The 17296-nt window shown below is 63.3% G+C and carries 11 protein-coding genes; 6 read left to right on the top strand and 5 right to left on the bottom strand.

Annotated features, from left to right (window positions below; all coding sequences use genetic code 11):
- Positions 1-109: 109 nt before the first annotated feature.
- On the bottom strand, positions 110-838 hold the full coding sequence (gene hutC / locus ACVOLV_RS08910; protein WP_481554068.1) for a histidine utilization repressor: 729 nt from the start codon (positions 836-838) through the stop codon (positions 110-112).
- Between the two features lie 43 nt (positions 839-881).
- Positions 882-2246: a formimidoylglutamate deiminase gene (locus ACVOLV_RS08905; protein WP_481554071.1), complete on the bottom strand. Its 1365-nt coding sequence runs from the start codon at positions 2244-2246 to the stop codon at positions 882-884.
- Positions 2247-2312: 66 nt separating this feature from the next.
- Between ACVOLV_RS08905 and hutI the strand changes: the two genes are divergently transcribed.
- The 6 genes from hutI (at position 2313) to tssA (ending at position 11748) form a co-directional block, all read left to right on the top strand.
- Positions 2313-3518 carry an imidazolonepropionase gene (gene hutI / locus ACVOLV_RS08900; protein WP_481554067.1) on the top strand — a complete coding sequence of 402 codons (1206 nt, stop codon included), beginning with the start codon at positions 2313-2315 and terminating at the stop codon, positions 3516-3518.
- A 50-nt stretch (positions 3519-3568) separates the two neighbouring features.
- Positions 3569-5116 carry a histidine ammonia-lyase gene (gene hutH / locus ACVOLV_RS08895; protein WP_481554066.1) on the top strand — a complete coding sequence of 516 codons (1548 nt, stop codon included), beginning with the start codon at positions 3569-3571 and terminating at the stop codon, positions 5114-5116.
- Positions 5117-5489: 373 nt separating this feature from the next.
- On the top strand, positions 5490-6341 hold the full coding sequence (hutG, locus tag ACVOLV_RS08890; RefSeq protein WP_481554065.1) for an N-formylglutamate deformylase: 852 nt from the start codon (positions 5490-5492) through the stop codon (positions 6339-6341).
- Positions 6338-8005 carry a urocanate hydratase gene (hutU, locus tag ACVOLV_RS08885; RefSeq protein ID WP_481554064.1) on the top strand — a complete coding sequence of 556 codons (1668 nt, stop codon included), beginning with the start codon at positions 6338-6340 and terminating at the stop codon, positions 8003-8005. Before hutG ends, hutU begins: the two co-directional genes overlap by 4 nt.
- A 225-nt stretch (positions 8006-8230) precedes the next feature.
- Positions 8231-10465 carry a CocE/NonD family hydrolase gene (locus ACVOLV_RS08880; protein ID WP_481554063.1) on the top strand — a complete coding sequence of 745 codons (2235 nt, stop codon included), beginning with the start codon at positions 8231-8233 and terminating at the stop codon, positions 10463-10465.
- Between the two features lie 221 nt (positions 10466-10686).
- Complete coding sequence (tssA, locus tag ACVOLV_RS08875) at positions 10687-11748, top strand: type VI secretion system protein TssA (RefSeq protein WP_481554070.1); 1062 nt, start codon at positions 10687-10689, stop codon at positions 11746-11748.
- Between the two features lie 36 nt (positions 11749-11784).
- On the opposite strand, the gene ACVOLV_RS08870 is transcribed toward tssA, so the two are convergent.
- The 3 genes from ACVOLV_RS08870 to tssM are packed head-to-tail and all read right to left on the bottom strand — an operon-like array spanning position 11785 to position 17284.
- Positions 11785-12576, bottom strand: a complete 792-nt coding sequence (locus ACVOLV_RS08870; RefSeq protein WP_481554062.1) for an OmpA family protein — start codon at positions 12574-12576, stop codon at positions 11785-11787.
- 2 nt (positions 12577-12578) lie between these two features.
- Positions 12579-13562 carry a type VI secretion system-associated protein TagF gene (gene tagF, locus ACVOLV_RS08865; RefSeq protein ID WP_481554061.1) on the bottom strand — a complete coding sequence of 328 codons (984 nt, stop codon included), beginning with the start codon at positions 13560-13562 and terminating at the stop codon, positions 12579-12581.
- Positions 13559-17284 (bottom strand): type VI secretion system membrane subunit TssM, encoded by a 3726-nt coding sequence (tssM, locus tag ACVOLV_RS08860; RefSeq protein WP_481554060.1) that lies wholly within the window; start codon positions 17282-17284, stop codon positions 13559-13561. Before tssM ends, tagF begins: the two co-directional genes overlap by 4 nt.
- Positions 17285-17296: the final 12 nt, after the last annotated feature.

Genomic DNA, 17296 nt, shown 5'->3' with positions numbered 1-17296 from the left:
GGGGGGGTGGGGGCGCTCTGCCCACCCCCCCCCCCCCACCCCCCCCCCCCCCCCCCCCCCGGCGGGGGCGCGGGCCCCGAATCAGATTGCATGACTCACATCGATTGAATCAACGTGCGCCCGGCGCGAAGCGGGCGATCAGATCGTAGGCGTCGCCGAGGAACATCTGCCGCACCCAGGTGATGGGCAACTCGCCGCGCCAGGTCTGGCGGTCGATGACCAGACAGGCCGTGCCTACCGGCACCTGCAACAACGCGGCCTCATCGGCCGTTGCGGCCACCGCGCTGATCCGGTGCTGGCCGCGTGTCCATGACACGTTCTGCAGCAGCCAGCTGCCCGGCGCGTGGATGGAGAAATCCACTTTCAGGGTTTCCGGCACCGCTTCGGGATTGATCAGGCGGCGCTCCAAGGCCAAGGGCTTGCCATCGGCCAGGTGCAGGCAGCGCATCGCCAGCAGCTTGCCCTCGCCCACCAGCAGCAGCTCTTCGGCCGAGGTTTCCCTGGCCTTGCGATGCGCGCGTTCCAGCAGCTGGAAGCCGTATTCGTGGCCGCGATCGGTAACCGCCACCTCGATGTCGGGGATCTCCAGCGCCACCTGTTCCAGATGTGGAGGCTGCCGGGCAACGAAGGAACCGGCGCGACGGCGGCGCTCGATCATGCCGCTCTCGGCCAGCGCGGTAAGCACTTTGTTCACCGTCATCCGCGAGCAGCCGTACTGCTCCATCAACTCGTGCTCAAACGGAATACGGAAGCCGGGCTCCCATTCGCCACTGAGAATGCGGCCTTCGATGTCACTGCGGATGCGGTGGTTGAGGGTGGGAGCTTTCTTGCCCTTCACTCGGGGTTTCCTGAAAGAGACGGCGCCTGGCTGATACCGGACCTTAGCCCAGTATCCGCGCAAGCGCGGCACGGTAACGCACGCTGATCGCGTCACGGTTCACGTGACGACCATCGCGGACCAGCGCCCGGCCGTTCCGCCAGACGCTGCGAAGGGCGCCATTACGTGCGGCGAACAGCCAGCTGTCAAGCAAGGCGTCGCCGCTGCGGTTGAGCAGGGCCGGATGCTGCGCATCCAGCTCCAGCAGATCTGCGGCAGCGCCCACGCTCAGCCCAGCCTGCATGCCCAATGCCTGCGCGCCGCCCTCGCCCGCTTGCTGGTAGAGCCAGCGGCCGCTCGACACATCGCCCGGCGAAAGCACATTGCGTCCGCGCAACTGCAGACGCTGGCCATATTCGAGCAAGCGCAGCTCCTCGGCCGCATCGATCAATACATTGGAGTCGGAACCGACCCCGAAACGACCGCCGACCTGCACGAACTCGCGCATCGGGAACAGGCCATCGCCCAGATTGGCCTCGGTAATCGGGCACAGGCCGACCACCGCCCCGCTATCCGCCATCAACCGCACTTCCTTGTCGTTGACGTGGGTGGCGTGCACCAGACACCAACGCGCATCCACCGCTGCATTGGCGTAGAGCCATTCGACCGGCCGCTGGCCACTCCAGGCCAGGCAGGCATCTACTTCACGGGTCTGCTCGGCAATATGGATATGAATCGGGCCGGGCGCCAGCGCGACCAGCGCCCGTAATTCCTCCGGCGTACTCGCGCGCAGGCTGTGCGGGGCAAGACCCAGCACAGCATCAGGCGTGTCTGCCAATGCTCGGTTGCAGCCCTCCAGCAAGTCCGCAAAGCCATCAATGTCGTGCAGAAAGCGCCGCTGTGCCGGCGTCGGCGCGGCACCGCCAAAATCGCTGTGCGCGTAGAACACCGGCAACAGGGTCAGGCCCAGCCCGGTTTCGTCAGCTGCTGCGGCGACGCGTACCGACATTTCAGCGTGATCGGCATAACGGCCGCCATTCTCGGTGTGGTGCAGGTAGTGGAACTCACCGACGCGGGTGAAACCGCTTTCCAGCATCTCCATATAGGCCTGCGCGGCGATGGCCTGGAAGGTGTCCGGATCCAGTCGATCAAGGAACCGGTACATCAGCTCGCGCCAGCTCCAGAAGCTGTCGCCCGAACGCCCCCCCACTTCGGTAAGCCCAGCCATCGCGCGCTGGAACGCGTGGCTGTGCAGGTTGCCCAAGCCCGGCACCACCACGTCCAGACGCTGCGACTGGCCATCCCACACTTCGCCGGCAACTACCGCGGTGATACACCCGGCGACGCTGTCGATGCGCACATCCTGCGCCCAGCCCTGTGGCAACAAGGCCTGGGCGGCGTGGAAACGAACAGTTGGAGCCGGTTTGATCGCAGTCACTGGACACTCTCCGATGGTCGCCGTTATTGTATATACAAATAGGCATGGAGAGGGACAATGCGCTGCGACACGCTATGGCACAACGCCAACCTGATGACCCTGGATGACGCCTCGGGCGGACTGGGCAGCATCCGCGACGGTGTGATCGCCGCCCGCGACGGCCGCATCCTGCATGTCGGCCCAGCCGCAGACGCACCTGCATTTGAAGCCGATAACCGCGTCGACTGCAACGGCCGCTGGATCAGCCCCGGCCTGATCGACTGCCATACCCATCTGGTCTATGCCGGCAACCGCGCAGGCGAGTTCGAGCAGCGCCTGCAGGGCGTGACTTATGCGCAGATCGCCAAGGCCGGTGGCGGCATCGTTTCCACGGTCAGTGCCACCCGCCTGGCCGACGACGCAGCCCTTATCGAGGCCAGCCTGCCCCGGCTGGACGCGATGCTGGCTGAAGGCATCACTACCATCGAGATCAAGTCTGGTTATGGCCTGACCCTAACGGACGAGCGCAAGCAACTGCGCGTAGCGCGCGCGTTGGGTGAATTGCGCAAGGTGGAGATCGTGCCGACCTTCCTCGGCGCACATGCGGTCCCGCCAGGCCACGAGGCACAGGCCTACATCAACGAAGTCTGCGCAGTAATGATTCCGGCCATCGCAGCAGAAAGCCTGGCCGAGGCAGTCGATATTTTCTGCGAGAACATCGCGTTCTCACCGGCACAGGCGCAGCAGGTGTTCGAGGCGGCCAAGCAACACGGGCTGGCGATCAAGATCCACGCCGAGCAGTTGTCCAACCAGCACGGCGCGGAACTGGCGGCACACAACGGTGCGCTGTCCGCCGACCATATCGAACACCTGGACGAAGCCGGCATCGCCGCGATGCAGGCGGCAGGCACCGTTGCCGTACTGCTGCCCGGCGCTTACTACTTCACCCGCGAGACCGTGCTGCCACCGATCCAGGGCCTGCGTGACGCCGGCGTACCAATGGCGCTGGCAACCGACTGCAATCCGGGCACCTCGCCACTGACCAGTCCGCTGCTGACCATGAACATGGGCGCCACCTTGTTCCGCATGACCGTGGAAGAGTGCATCGCCGGCTTCACCCGCGAGGCCGCCCGCGCACTGGGCCGCGCCAACCGTGTCGGCAAGCTGACTGCGGGCATGGACTGCGATCTGGCCATATGGAACATCGACGCACCCGCCGATCTGGTCTACCGCATCGGCTTCAACCCGCTGCATGCCCGCGTCTGGCGCGGGCAAACCATTTGAACCACCCACGTTGAATCTCGCATCTTGAATCTCGCACTGCTGGAGCACGCATGAGCACTACCTTGACCCTCCTCCCCGGCCACGTTCCGTTGGCGCAATGGCGGCAGATCTATCGCGGCGCCAATATGCGCCTGGACGAATCGTCGCAAGCCGCAGTGCTGCGCAGCGCGCAGGTGGTGGACGCCATCGTCGCCAAGGGCGAGCCGGTCTATGGCATCAATACCGGCTTCGGCAAGCTGGCCAGCGTTCGCATCGAACGTGAGGATCTGGAGACCCTGCAGCGCAATATCGTGCTGTCGCATGCCGCTGGTGTAGGCGAGCCTATGCCGGCCAACGTGGTGCGCCTGATGATGGCGTTGAAGCTGACCAGCCTGGCCCAGGGCGCGTCGGGTATCCGCCCGCAGACACTGGCACTGCTGGAAGCGATGCTGCAGAACGATGTGGTGCCGGTCGTGCCCTGCCAGGGCTCGGTTGGCGCGTCCGGCGATCTGGCACCGCTGTCGCATCTGGCCAGCGTGATGATTGGTGTTGGTGAAGCCTTTGTCGGCGGTGTGCGGATGTCGGCTGAAGCAGCCTTCAAGCAGGCCGGTCTGCAGCCGTTGGTGCTTGGCGCGAAAGAAGGCCTGGCGCTGCTCAATGGCACCCAGTATTCCACCGCTTATGCGCTGGCCGGCCTGTTCGAAATCGAAGTAGTTTTCCAGGCCGCCCTGGTTACCGGCGCCTTGTCAGTGGAAGCCGCCAAGGGCTCGGATACGCCGTTTGACCCGCGCATCCACAGCATTCGTGGCCAACGCGGGCAGATCGCCACCGCCGCGGTGCTGCGCGAGTTGATGCAGGGCTCGGCAATCCGCGAGTCGCACCGCGACAACGACGTGCGTGTGCAGGACCCTTACTGTCTGCGCTGTCAGCCGCAGGTAATGGGCGCCGCACTGGATGTGATGTGTCAAGCGGCCACCACGCTGGAAATTGAAGCCAATGGCGTCTCCGACAACCCGTTGGTATTCACCGATACCGGCGAAGCGCTGAGCGGTGGCAACTTCCACGCCGAGCCAGTGGCATTCGCAGCGGACATGCTGGCGATGGCGATCTGCGAGATCGGCTCGATCAGCGAGCGTCGTACCGCGATGCTGGTAGATCCGGCGTTGTCCGGCCTGCCCGCCTTCCTTACCCCGAAGCCGGGGCTGAACTCCGGCTTCATGATTCCGCAGGTCACTGCGGCAGCATTGGTTTCCGAGAACAAGCAGCGCGCCTATCCGGCCAGCGTCGACTCGATCCCGACCTCGGCCAACCAGGAAGACCATGTGTCGATGGCTGCACATGGTGCGCGTCGTTTGATCGCGATGGCTGAGAACGCTGCCAATGTCATTGGTATCGAACTGCTTGCCGCAGGCCAGGGCTGTGACTTCCACGCACCGCTGCGTTCGAGTCCGGCGTTGGAGCAGGTGCGTTCGACCTTGCGCGCGCAGGTGCCGACCTTGGTGGACGATCGTTACTTCCATCCGGACATGGTTGCTGCGACTGCGTTGGTGCGCGCCGGGGCGTTGACGGCTGGCCTGGTTGTGCAGTTGCCGGGTGTTGATGTGACTGACAAGGCCTGATCGAAGCGTATGCAGAGCTGGCCGACAGCCGCGTTGCCATCCCTCCTCCCGCTTGCGGGAGAAGGTGGCGCGACGCGCCGGATGAAGGGAGCTTTTAGGCTTCACCGCGAGAAGCGCCCTCACCTGCCCTCCGGGCATCCTCTCCCGCTTGCGGGAGAGGCGACAGCGAGCAACGCTGCAATCTTCCAGACCAAGCACAGTTCGCAGCAAGCCACGCTGCAATCCCTTCTCCCGCTTGCGGGAGAAGGTGGCGCGAAGCGCCGGATGAAGGGAGCTCTTGACCTTCACCGCGTAAAACGCCCCCTTCTGCCCTTCAGGCATCTTCCCCCGCTAGCAAGGGAAGAACAAAGCCCACCCTGCCCCAGGAATCCCCATGACGAACTCCCCTGACTGGCTGCAGATCCACCACGGTCACGCTCCGCTGATCGTCAGCTTCCCGCATACCGGCACCGAGCTTCCGGCATCACGCGTTGGCCACTTCGTATCACCGTGGCTGGCGCGCCGCGACGCCGACTGGTGGGTGCACGAGCTCTACGCCTTTGCCAAGGCGCTGGGCGCAACCACCGTTCGCACAGCGATCTCGCGCTCGCTGATCGACGTAAATCGCGACCCGTCCGGTGTTTCCCTGTATCCCGGTCAAAACACCACCGGTCTGTGTCCGCTCACCACCTTCGACAACCAGCCGCTATACCGCGCCGGCCACGAGCCCGACGAAGCAGAGATCCAGTACCGGCGCGAAACCTGGTTCGATCCCTACCACGCTGCACTGGCCAGCGAGATCGCACGCCTGCGCGCCCAGCATGAAACCGTGGTCGTCTATGACGCGCACTCGATCCGCTCCTTGATTCCACATCTGTTCGATGGCGAACTGCCGCAGTTCAACATCGGCAGCGCCGGCCCCAGTGGCGCACCCGATACCTCCTGCGACAACACGCTGACCGATGTGGTCGAGAACCTCTGCGCCATGAGTGGCATGTCGCACGTGCGCAACGGCCGCTTCAAGGGCGGCTGGATCACCCGCCACTACAGCAACATCGCCAACGGCGTGCACACCTTGCAGATGGAACTGGGCTGCCGCGGCTACATGCACGAACCCGCACCAGAGGACGTGGACGAGCACAGCTGGCCCACGCCGTACGACCCCGAACACGCTACCCCCGTCCGCAACACCTTGCAGCAGGTGCTCGGCGCTTGTCTGGAATTTGCTACCAGGAGAAATGCATGACCCGTCACGACCCCTCCCGCAACCCGCGCGCGCCACGCGGCAACACGCTCAACTGCAAGTCCTGGCAGACCGAAGCGCCGTTCCGCATGCTGCAGAACAACCTCGATGCCGAGGTCGCCGAAGACCCGACCTCGCTGGTCGTCTACGGTGGTATCGGCCGCGCCGCGCGCGACTGGGAAAGCTACGACAAGATTCTGGAAACCTTGAAGCGCCTGGACGACAACCAGACCCTGCTGGTGCAGTCCGGCAAGCCAGTCGGCGTATTCCCCACCCACCCGGATGCACCGCGCGTGCTGATCGCCAACTCCAACCTGGTGCCGCATTGGGCCAACTGGGAGCACTTCAACGAGCTCGATAAGAAGGGCTTGATGATGTACGGGCAGATGACCGCCGGCAGCTGGATCTACATCGGCAGCCAGGGCATCGTCCAGGGCACCTACGAGACCTTCGTCGAGATGGGCCGCCAGCACTACGGTGGCAGCCTGAAGGGCAAGTGGATCCTCACTGCTGGTCTCGGCGGCATGGGTGGCGCACAGCCGCTGGCTGCTTCGCTGGCCGGTGCAAGCAGCCTGACCATCGAGTGCCGCCAGAGCAGCATCGACTTCCGCCTGCGCACCCGTTACGTCGACGAACAGGCCACCGACATCGACGATGCATTGGCACGCATCGCCAAGTACACGGCCAGCGGTGAAGCCAAGTCGATCGCCCTGCTCGGCAATGCCGCCGAGATCCTGCCAGAACTCGTCCGCCGCGGCGTGCGTCCGGACTGTGTCACCGACCAGACCAGCGCCCACGACCCGGTGCACGGCTACCTGCCTATCGGCTGGAACGTCGAACAGTGGCTGGCCGAACAGCAGGCCAATCCGGAGAAGGTGCGTGATGCTGCCAAGGCCGCGATGCGCGTGCACGTCGAAGCGATGCTTGCCTTCCATGCCGCCGGCATTCCGACCGTCGACTACGGCAACAACATCCGTCAGATGGCCTTCGACGAAGGCCTGAAGAACGCCTTCGACTTCCCCGGCTTCGTACCGGCTTATGTACGTCCGCTGTTCTGCCGCGGCATCGGCCCGTTCCGCTGGGTAGCACTGAGCGGCGACCCGGAGGATATCTACAAGACCGACGCCAAGGTCAAGGAGATCATTGCTGATGATCCCAACCTGCACCGCTGGCTGGACATGGCGCGCGAGCGCATCAGCTTCCAGGGTCTGCCGGCGCGCATCTGCTGGGTCGGCCTGGACCTGCGCCACAAACTCGGCCTGGCCTTCAACGAAATGGTGCGCAATGGCGAACTCAGCGCGCCGGTGGTGATCGGCCGCGATCACCTGGACAGCGGCAGCGTCGCCTCGCCCAACCGCGAAACCGAATCGATGAAGGACGGCTCCGATGCCGTCTCCGATTGGCCGTTGCTCAACGCCATGCTCAATGTCGCCGGTGGCGCCACCTGGGTGAGCCTGCACCACGGCGGCGGCGTTGGCATGGGCTACTCGCAACACTCCGGCGTGGTCATCGTCTGCGACGGCAGCGAAGCCGCCGACCAGCGCATCGCCCGCGTGTTGTGGAACGACCCCGGTACTGGCGTGATGCGCCATGCCGACGCCGGCTACGACATCGCCATCGACTGCGCCAAGGAGAAGGGCTTGGATCTGCCGGGCATCCTCGGCTGATCCAGCATCCTTGGCTGTGAACGCAACGGGCAGGCCGATCGCCTGCCCGTTGTGCTTTTGGCACTGCGGTCAAACTGCTTGCGCCGGCCGGAGCCCGGGTCACCGCAACGCCTGCACTCCCGGCTACCATCGTCTGCTTCAAGGCTGCAACCAGCGCAGGCCTCCCGTTACGCGCATCCATGCGATGTGCTATTGAAGACCGAAGATAAAACCGATGGTTCTGCCATGCGTAGCTTGCTAGTCCTACTGCTGTTGCTCGGCGCAGGAACAACATCGGCGCAGGACCTGCCGGTCCCCGCACCAGCTCGGCTGCAGCCTGCCGATGTCGATGCAGCCATGCCCGGGCTTGCAAGGCTGACCTTGAGCCGCCTGCCGCAAGGCGACGAACAACAGCTGCTGGACACCCGCTTCCGCCTGCAGATTGTCGCTGGCCAGTATCCGCAGGCACTCGAAAGCATCCGCATGCTGCGCGCATTGCGCGAGGATCCGACCCAGCAACCACCGCTATACCTTCAGTACGAGATCTACGCGAGCGCCAAAAAGCTCCAGGAAACGCAGGGAACGAGTTTCGCCGACGCATGGAAGCGCAGTTTTGCAGAGCAGTTCCAGCGCCTCGACGACCCAACGGCCTTGAAGGCTGAGTTCGCCTTCGGCACCAACCTGCAGCGGTTGCGCGAACAAAGGGACAGACTGATCAATTCCACCGACAGTGTCGCAGCGTTGAACGATGAACAAGCCATCGCCCTGCTGCGTGCATGGCAGGTGCACCGTGCCTACGCGGATTTTTTGCCGCTGGCTCCGCAGGCGATCAGCGAAGACGACGCACGGCGCTACCGCATTGATCGCAGCGTCAGCATCAGCACGCCCGACGGCGCGCGCATCTCTGCCATCTCAGTGCATCCGACCAAGGCCAACAGGCTGCCGGTGTTGCTGACTTTCACCATCTATGCAAATGACGACTGGGCCTGGTCCGATGCCAAGACGATGGCTGCACACGGTTATGGCAGCGTGGTTGCCTACAGTCGCGGCAAGGGCCGCAGCCCTGACCCGATCCGCCCGTATGAGCACGATGGCAGCGATGCCGCAGCGGTGATTGCCTGGGCCGCCGCCCAGCCATGGAGCAACGGCAAAGTCGGCATGTATGGCGGCAGCTACAGCGGTTTTACCCAATGGGCAGCGCTCAAGCGTGGCGCACCAGCGCTCAAGGCCATCGCCACCTCCGCAACCACTGCGCCGGGCATCGACGTGCCGATGGAAGGTGGAATCTTCCTCAATTTCATCTACCCATGGCCGTTCTACACAACGAACAACACCTCGCTTGACGACGCGACCTATGCTGACAATGGACGCTGGAGCACACTCAATCAACGCTGGTATGGCAGCGGCCAGGCTTATCGCGAATTGCCAAAGCTGGACGGCGTGCCAAACCCTTTGTTTGAGCGCTGGCTGCAGCATCCCAGCTACGACGCTTATTGGCAGGCACTGATTCCCCAGGGCCGCGAGTTCGCTGAGATCGGCATCCCGGTGTTGGCGACAACCGGCTATTTCGATGGCGCGCAGATTGGCGCCCTGCACTACTTCCGCGAACACCTGAAACAGCGCCCGGATGCCGATCACACGCTGCTGATAGGCCCCTACGAGCACTTCACCATGCAGACCGGTGTGCCGGAACAGGTGCAGGGTTACAGCCCGGATCCGGTGGCGCGCACCGACCTGCAGGCGTTGCGGCTTGCATGGTTCGACCATGTATTGAAAGGAGCCAGCAAACCGGCGTTGCTCAACGAACGGGTTAACTGGCAAGTCATGGGTAGCAATCGTTGGCGGCATGCGGCAACGCTCGATGCCATGCCAACGCGGCAACAACGCCTCTACCTGGTACTGGGAACCGACGGCACTCAACAGCTGGCCGCGGAAGCTGCCCCGGCGCGTAGCAGCCTGCAGCGCGTCGATTTCCGCGACCGCAGCGATGCGGGTTGGCAAGCGCCACGCGACGTCATCAACCGGACGCTTGACCCGCATGCCGGGCTGGTCTTCCGCAGTGAGCCGCTGACGCGGGAAACCGAACTGGCAGGCGCATTCAGCGGCATGCTCGATTTCAGCCTCAACAAGCGCGATGCCGACGTGGCACTTGCCATCTACGAGCTCACCGCCGATGGCAACTATCTCGATCTTGCGTATTGGCTGCAGCGGCTCAGTCATGCCCAGGATCCGAGCAAGCGCCAGCTTCTCCCCCCTTCACAACGTCACCGCGTACACATTGCCGATACACGCCTGATTGGCCGCAGGCTCGCTGCGGGGAGTCGCGTGGTGGTCACCTTGGGAGTAATCAAACAGCCGGACCGGCAGCTCAACCTCGGCAGCGGCAAGGACCCCAGTGACGAAGTACTGGCCGATGCCGGCGCGCCGCTGGAGATACGCTGGTATGGCAGCAGCCATATCGACCTGCCCGTTCGCGATTGAAAACCAGCGCTGCCAGCAAGCGCTGCGCGAAAAGTGCGTGCGTACGCAGCAATTGGCAGGGATGTCCAGATGATTCCTGTAGCCATCGCGCAGGACTTGATCCGTGAAGTTCCTGAACGAGTGCATCCAGGCGCGGTCGGTTCCAGACCTGCAACCGGCCTCTACATTCTCTTGCCCATCACCACGCTAGAATCGACCGGTAACCCACAATGAGATTTGCCATGCTGGATCAGGATGCCCTGCTGGCCCCGATTGACGGACACGCTGCGACCGGTGAAGACCTGTCGTTCTCTGTCGAGTTTGATCGGATCATCGAAAACCGTCGCGCCGACGACCCTACCCTGGACCAGGGGGCGTGGCAGACCGACATCAAATACGCCGATTGGGGCAGCGTGCTGCGCGACTGCAAGCAGCTGCTGCAGACCCGTACCAAGGACCTGCGGCTGGCCGGCTGGCTGTGCGAAGCAGCAACCCAACAGGATGGCTTCAACGGCCTTGCTGCGGGCTTCCGGGTTACCGCAGGGCTGTGTGACCGCTATTGGGATGAGGTGCATCCCGTAGCGCACGACGGCGACCACGAAGAACGCATCGGCAACCTGAGCTGGCTGCTGACCAATACCTCACAGTGGCTGCGTGCAATCCCCATCGCCATCGCGCCGCAAGGGCGCTTCAGCCTGGCCGATTTCGAGCACGCGCACGCCAGCAACGGCGACCATTCCGATGGCCGCCCAAGCCTCGACGTCCTCGAAGCGGCGCGGCGCAGCACGTCGCACGATGTCTATCGACAGTTGGTTTCCGCCCTGCCCGACTGCAGCCAGGCGCTGGATGAACTGCAGACCGCCGTGGACAACCGCCTGGGTATGGATGGCCCCAGCTTCAGCGCGGTACGCGAGCAGCTGGACCACCTGCAGCGCACTGTCCGGCGCTTTGCCCGCGAAGCCGGCATGTTGCTCGATGGCGAAGTGGATGATCCCGCTGATGACGCTGGCGACACGTTCAGCGCGTCCACCGTCGCTGCCGAGCCAGCAGTGAGCAGCGCCGCGCCACGCGGCCCGGCAGGTGCCCCGACCAGCCGCAAGGAAGCCTTGGCACAGTTGCGTCAGGTGGCCGAGTTCTTCCGCCGCACCGAGCCGCACAGCCCTGTCGCCTATCTGGCTGAGAAGGCCGCAAGTTGGGGCGAGATGCCGCTGCATGTCTGGCTGAAGCGCGTCATCAAGGACCACACAACACTCGAGCAGATGGAAGAAATGCTCGATGTCAAAAACGAAAACGACGGGCTTTAAGCCCGTCGTTCTCTTTCCAGAACTGACAAAGCGCAATTACTGGATCTTGAACTCGATACGACGGTTGCGTGCGCGGCCGTCATCGGTGACGTTGTCGGCTACCGGCTCATCCGGCCCCTTGCCGAGCACGTCCATATGCGTGCTGGGAATTCCCTTGGACATCATGTAGCCCTTCACTGCAGCTGCACGCGCATGGCTCAAGGACAGATTGGATGCGCGCTGCCCCACATTGTCGGTATGGCCAATGATCAGGAAACGGCTATCCGGCATCTGCGCCATCTTGGCGACCATCTCGTCGAGGATGCTCATGCCGAATGGCGTCAACCTGGCGCTGCCACTCTGGAACTCGATGATGCGGTTGGCCAGGGTCTGATCCAGCACGCCCTGCTGTGAACCCACCTTCAAGGCATTGCTGACCGTATAGCTGGTGTTGCTGGCCAGGCTGAGATCACTGGCTACCTGCTGCCGGACGGCTTCATTGGCTACCTCGCCAGTGACACGCACCGATTGGCCATTGACCTCGAGCTTGCCCGGCGACACGCGCTTGAGCCCGGGATTGATCATCCCGGCAACATAGTCACCCCAATTGGGTGGCGTGGCGATGCTTTCAACCTGGATACGATCCACAACGCGTTCTGCGCCATAGACCGCTCGCAGATTGTTGAGCAATTTGGCCTTGGTGGCCTGATCAGGTACCACACCTTCGATTATCACTGGCCGCTCTGCAGCCGACGGCGCCGTCACGGTTGCCGACGGCGCGGCCTGCGCGAACACCGGCGCGGCCACAAACATCAACGCGGCGATATAGCTAACTTTGAACAAATGCATCATCAGGTTCCCAGGAAGGTCTCGCCAAACAGCCGACGCGCAGTGACCAATGCAAGGTCATCGCGTTCGAGGAAGCTGCCGAAGCGGTTCAAGTTGTAGTCGCCGTGCAGGTAGTCATCCACCCACTCCGAATGCTGCAGGTGAATCAGGTAGTCGCCAGCTTCGGACGGATCCAAGGCCGCGCGCAGCACCATGCGATCCGCGCCATTGAAGCCGATCACCATGTTCGGCTTGGTATCATTGCGGATCAGCACCGCCAGTTCGAAGTCACCCCGGCTCACGAAGCTGGACACCAGATCCAGCCAGAACGCGGCCACCAACGGCCGGTAGGCAGGGTCGCGCACCAACGGCAGCACCAAGGCCTTGTCGATGTTCACCTCGCCACCGCTCAACACCGGCTGCAACAGCAGACCCAATGCCGGCAGCATCTGCCGCAACGAAACCTCACCATGCCCTGCCTCACGCAGGCGCTGCTCGAAGCTGGCGATGGTGGTGCCTTCGAGGAAGTCCTGGAAGCTGGCGTTGTAGTCGGCCGGATCGGTGCTGATGCTGAAGCGAGCATCAGCCAGCTGACTCAGCGCCTGCGTGGCATCGGCATCCTCGTTGGCCTGCCGCGCCAAACGGGCAAGTCCCGACCATGCGTTGGACAGCGCCAAGGGGCTGCGGCCGATGAACGGCAGCGGCTCGGGTGCCTCCAGCCGCAATGCTGACAGCAGCGGGAAGCGACGTTCAGAGGCATCACGGCTGGCAAGGAAATGGCCGCACACAAGCATCTTGCTGCGCGAGCCGAGGAAGGCGTAATTGATCTCCGGCGCCTCGTCGTACCGCTGCTTCCAGTCCGGGCTTTGGCTCAGCAATTCCAATGATTCGCCAGCCCAGCGATCAAGCCAGCCAAGCAACTGGTGGTTATCGGCGGCGCGCACGAAGTCACCGCGAGAGGGCACCTTTCCGAAGTAGGAAACCCCGGCACTGACAACGCGACTCATCGTCCACCTCCCGCAGCCTGCTGCGGCGCCGCTGGCGCACTCGCAGGTACCTGCCCGGCAGGCGCAACCGGTGCCGCAGCGGCAACAGGCGCGCCACCGGCCACCCGCTCCGGCAACTGCAGGCCGCGCTGCCAATCGCTGCCATCAGAACCCGTGCCAGCACGCCGCACCACGCGCATCTCCACGGTCACGGCAACGCCGCTGCCTTCCCAGGTGATACGACTGGAATCATCAAGGCGCTCGTACTGGCCTTCGGACATCAAGCGTTTGAAGCCGTTCGAGCCCGGTGCATTGAACACCTCCACCGTGCGGCCATCACCCGTAACCGCCAAAATCTTCACGCCGGGAATCTGGCCTGCGTTCGGGTATTGCATGGTGGTCCACTGCGGCGGCGTGTTGCGGTAGCGCAGCTGTTGGCCATCGATCTCGATGGTGTACTCCACCGCACCTGTGGCAGGCGACGGCAGCAACTCGAAAATTGTCGTGTCCTGCGCCGCACCCGCGCCTGCACCACTCACCCAGTTGCCATAGTTGGCGACCAGCTCAGCGGACAGATTGATGCCGATGCCAGCCCAACGACGCGCTTCAAGCAAGGGGCCGCGCTGGATGACCAATGCCCCCATCGCATCCTTGTTGAAGGTCGCGATGCTGCCGCTGGCACCGAAGATGGCAGCGATGTCGCTGGCCGCAGCATCCACATCCGAGTTCAGGTTGAACGGATACTGCTGGCCAATGCGTGCCTTGAACGGATCGTAGACCTGGGCCTTCCAGGTCTTGTTGACCTCATCTTCGGTCGGCGGCACCAAGGCTGCGAACGTCTGCGTCAACGGACGCAGCAACAATGGACGCAGTGCCTCGCGCTGCTTCTCGTCCAGCCCGTTCAACACCTGCTCGTCGACCAGCGCCAAGGCCACGCTCAGCTCGGAGCCTTCATTGCTGAAGGTGTCCTGCATCAGCTTGCGTGCGCCAACGCCGACGTCACCTTGCGACTTGATTGCGTTCAAGCGTGCCCGCAGCTTGCCCAGCGTTTCGAAGTAAGCGGCAATCACCGCCGGCTGATCACCGCGCGGCATGGTCAGCCGTGCGATGCCCTCAAACGCCTTGCCAATCGGTCCTACCGGCGCGGCAGCGGCAGCGGCCGCCGGGTCCTTGCGCAGGATGGTGCGCTGGAACCACGCCACGAACCCCTTGCCGGACTTGCTCGAGCGCGCCTGTGCAGGCGGGTTGTCCCAGATGGTTTCCTCGTTGATCTTCTCAAGCAAGGTCCGCAGTGGCGAGTTGCTGCTATCACCAAGACGATTGATACGCGCTGTAGCCTCATCGAAGGTATTGAACTCGGCAACACTCAGGCCGGCAACGAACTTGCCCCATTCGCGTGCGTACTCCTGCTTGTACATCGTGACCAGTTCACGCGACACGTGTTCCGGGCTACCGGCCAGCGACAGGTCACTTTGTTCGGTCGTGCCCAGCACCCAGTCGGTGGTGCTCAGCTGGGTATTGGCCGCTTCCTTGATCGCATCCTGCACATAGTCTTCCCAGGCCTTGCGGCTGAAGGCACCGGAGATGGCATAGCTGCCATTGATCAGACGCGCATTGCGCTCCTCGCCCACCAGGCCATCCACCGTCACCGTGCCAAAGCGCGCGCCAGCACGCGCCTTGATTTGCGCGAACACGCGCTCCATCGCCGGCTGGCCCTTCATCACCTGCGACAAGGCTTGGCGCGAATCGGTGACCAGCGTCACCTTGTTCTGCACCTGCGGCCAGCCCGGCTTGCCGGCCTGCGCCACATAGAAGGTCATCAACTTTTCGGCGGCCCGCACCATCTCCTCGCGGCTCATCTGGCCACGGTTGGCTTCCAGCCAGTTACGCCAGAACAGCGTCAGCTGCTGCGACAGATGTGCGCCTTCCACGTACTTGGGATTGCCCAGCATCAAATAGGTCTTGAGCGCGTTGTAGGCGTCGTTGGTGCTGGTCGGCGATGCGTTCTGGTACAGCGTCTCGCTCTCCGCCGCACCAGTGCTGGCCTGGCCAAGCTTGTCGCGTTCAGCAACCACCTGCCCAAGATAGTTTTCGAGGTTGGAGACCGTGGGCGCCAGCATTACCTGCTGCATACCGTGGTTGTACTCACGCAGCAGCTTCTCGCGGATCGCGTCGCCCTGGTACAGGCCGAGGCTGGTGGTGATGCCGCCTTCCTTCTTGTAGCGGTCCAGCTGTTCCATGCGGTCCTGCAACAGCAGCAGCGCATCGACACGGGACTTGAGATCCATGCGGTCCTTCTGCACACGCACGGCCTGGTCCAGATCCTTGGTGGCATTGGCCACCAGCTGCGCATTGGTGGTGTAGGACCAGGTCCACAGGCCAAGCCCAAGCGCGAGCACACCGACCGCGCCCAGGAATACGCCGTAGCGCAGGCGGTTCTGGTGCGGGCTGGCGTACTGCCGCACGAGCTCGCGGTCGGCAAAGATCACCTTGCGGAACAAGTCCTTCAGGAAGAAAGCGGTCTGTCCGCTCGGTGCCTCGTCCACATTCGAGCCGCGCTGCAGGCCAAACTGCCTGCCCACACGCTCGGAGGCATGGTGGACCGAGCGCCCTTCCTGCAGCGCGCTGCTGAAGTAGAACCCGCGAAACACCGGCTTGAACTGGTAGGGGTTGTCTTCGAACAGCGTCGCAATGAAGGTACGCAGCGCTGGCTTGATGCCGACAAACTCCAATGGCAGTGACAGCAAGCCGGGCGAAACTTCGCGCCCACGCTGCATCGCCATATGGGTCAAGCTCATCTCCTTGATGCCTTCCGCCAGCTCGTCAAAATGCGTATCGAACGCAGTAAGCGCATCACTCTGCTGTTTCACATCGGCAGGCAGCGTTGCACCCCAAACATTCTCGCGCTCACCCGGATCGAGGTTGCCGAAGAATTCGCTGAAACCAGCGATCAGGTCGGCCTTGGTGAACAACACATACACCGGCGCGAATACTTCCAGCTGCTCGGTGACTTCCTGCACGCGCTGGCGCAGGTTCTTGGCCAGTTCCATGGCGAATTCCGGCTTGCTGCCAGACAGTTCGGCGATACTGACGGCAATCACCACGCCATTGATAGGCGCACGCGGGCGACTCTTCTTCAACAGACCGAGGAAGGTCAGCCACTCCATCCGGTCTTCGGTGCTTACCGAATAGCGACCGGCCGTATCCAGCACGATGCCATTGGTGGTGAAGTACCAATCACAATTGCGGGTACCGCCTATGCCCTGGATGACGTTGCTGCGGTTGTCCTCGAACGGGAACTGCAGCCCGGAGTTGAGGATCGCCGTGCTCTTGCCCGCTGCCGGGTTGCCGATGATCACGTACCAAGGCAACTCATACAGCGCAGCTTTGCCCTTGAGCATGCCCATCCGCGAGGACTTGATCTGCTTCACCGCATCCAGCATGCGCTTGCGCAAGGCTTCGGTATCGGCACGCTGCGACGGTTGCGCGTTGGCCACGGCCTTGTCGGCCTCGCCCTGCACCATCGCCTCCACACGCCGCGCCGCGCGCCGCGCCATGATCCGCTTGATGATCCAGACGATCAGCGCAATGACCAACAGCGCTGCAAGCACGATCGCCGCCCATATCCCGATCTGCCTGGCCTCGGCCTCACCGTATTTGGCCAGACCAGCGGCGCCGATAAGACCAATCACCATCCACAAGCGATAGTCGCGCAGGTAGTAGCTGAAATTGCTCAAACTCATGCAAGGAATCCA

The organism is Stenotrophomonas sp. STEN023, from assembly GCF_056760135.1.
Note: the sequence above shows the minus strand (reverse complement) of the source record. Positions and strands in the feature narration are given on the sequence as shown.

What these genes read in the sequence shown, in the direction of transcription:
- ACVOLV_RS08870 (WP_481554062.1), bottom strand. Translation starts at nt 12,576, where the DNA reads ATGCATTTGTTCAAAGTTAGCTATATCGCCGCGTTGATGTTTGTGGCC.
- tagF (WP_481554061.1), bottom strand. Translation starts at nt 13,562, where the DNA reads ATGAGTCGCGTTGTCAGTGCCGGGGTTTCCTACTTCGGAAAGGTGCCC.
- hutU (WP_481554064.1), top strand. Translation starts at nt 6,338, where the DNA reads ATGACCCGTCACGACCCCTCCCGCAACCCGCGCGCGCCACGCGGCAAC.
- hutI (WP_481554067.1), top strand. Translation starts at nt 2,313, where the DNA reads ATGCGCTGCGACACGCTATGGCACAACGCCAACCTGATGACCCTGGAT.
- hutH (WP_481554066.1), top strand. Translation starts at nt 3,569, where the DNA reads ATGAGCACTACCTTGACCCTCCTCCCCGGCCACGTTCCGTTGGCGCAA.
- hutG (WP_481554065.1), top strand. Translation starts at nt 5,490, where the DNA reads ATGACGAACTCCCCTGACTGGCTGCAGATCCACCACGGTCACGCTCCG.
- tssM (WP_481554060.1), bottom strand. Translation starts at nt 17,284, where the DNA reads ATGAGTTTGAGCAATTTCAGCTACTACCTGCGCGACTATCGCTTGTGG.
- ACVOLV_RS08880 (WP_481554063.1), top strand. Translation starts at nt 8,231, where the DNA reads ATGCGTAGCTTGCTAGTCCTACTGCTGTTGCTCGGCGCAGGAACAACA.
- tssA (WP_481554070.1), top strand. Translation starts at nt 10,687, where the DNA reads ATGCTGGATCAGGATGCCCTGCTGGCCCCGATTGACGGACACGCTGCG.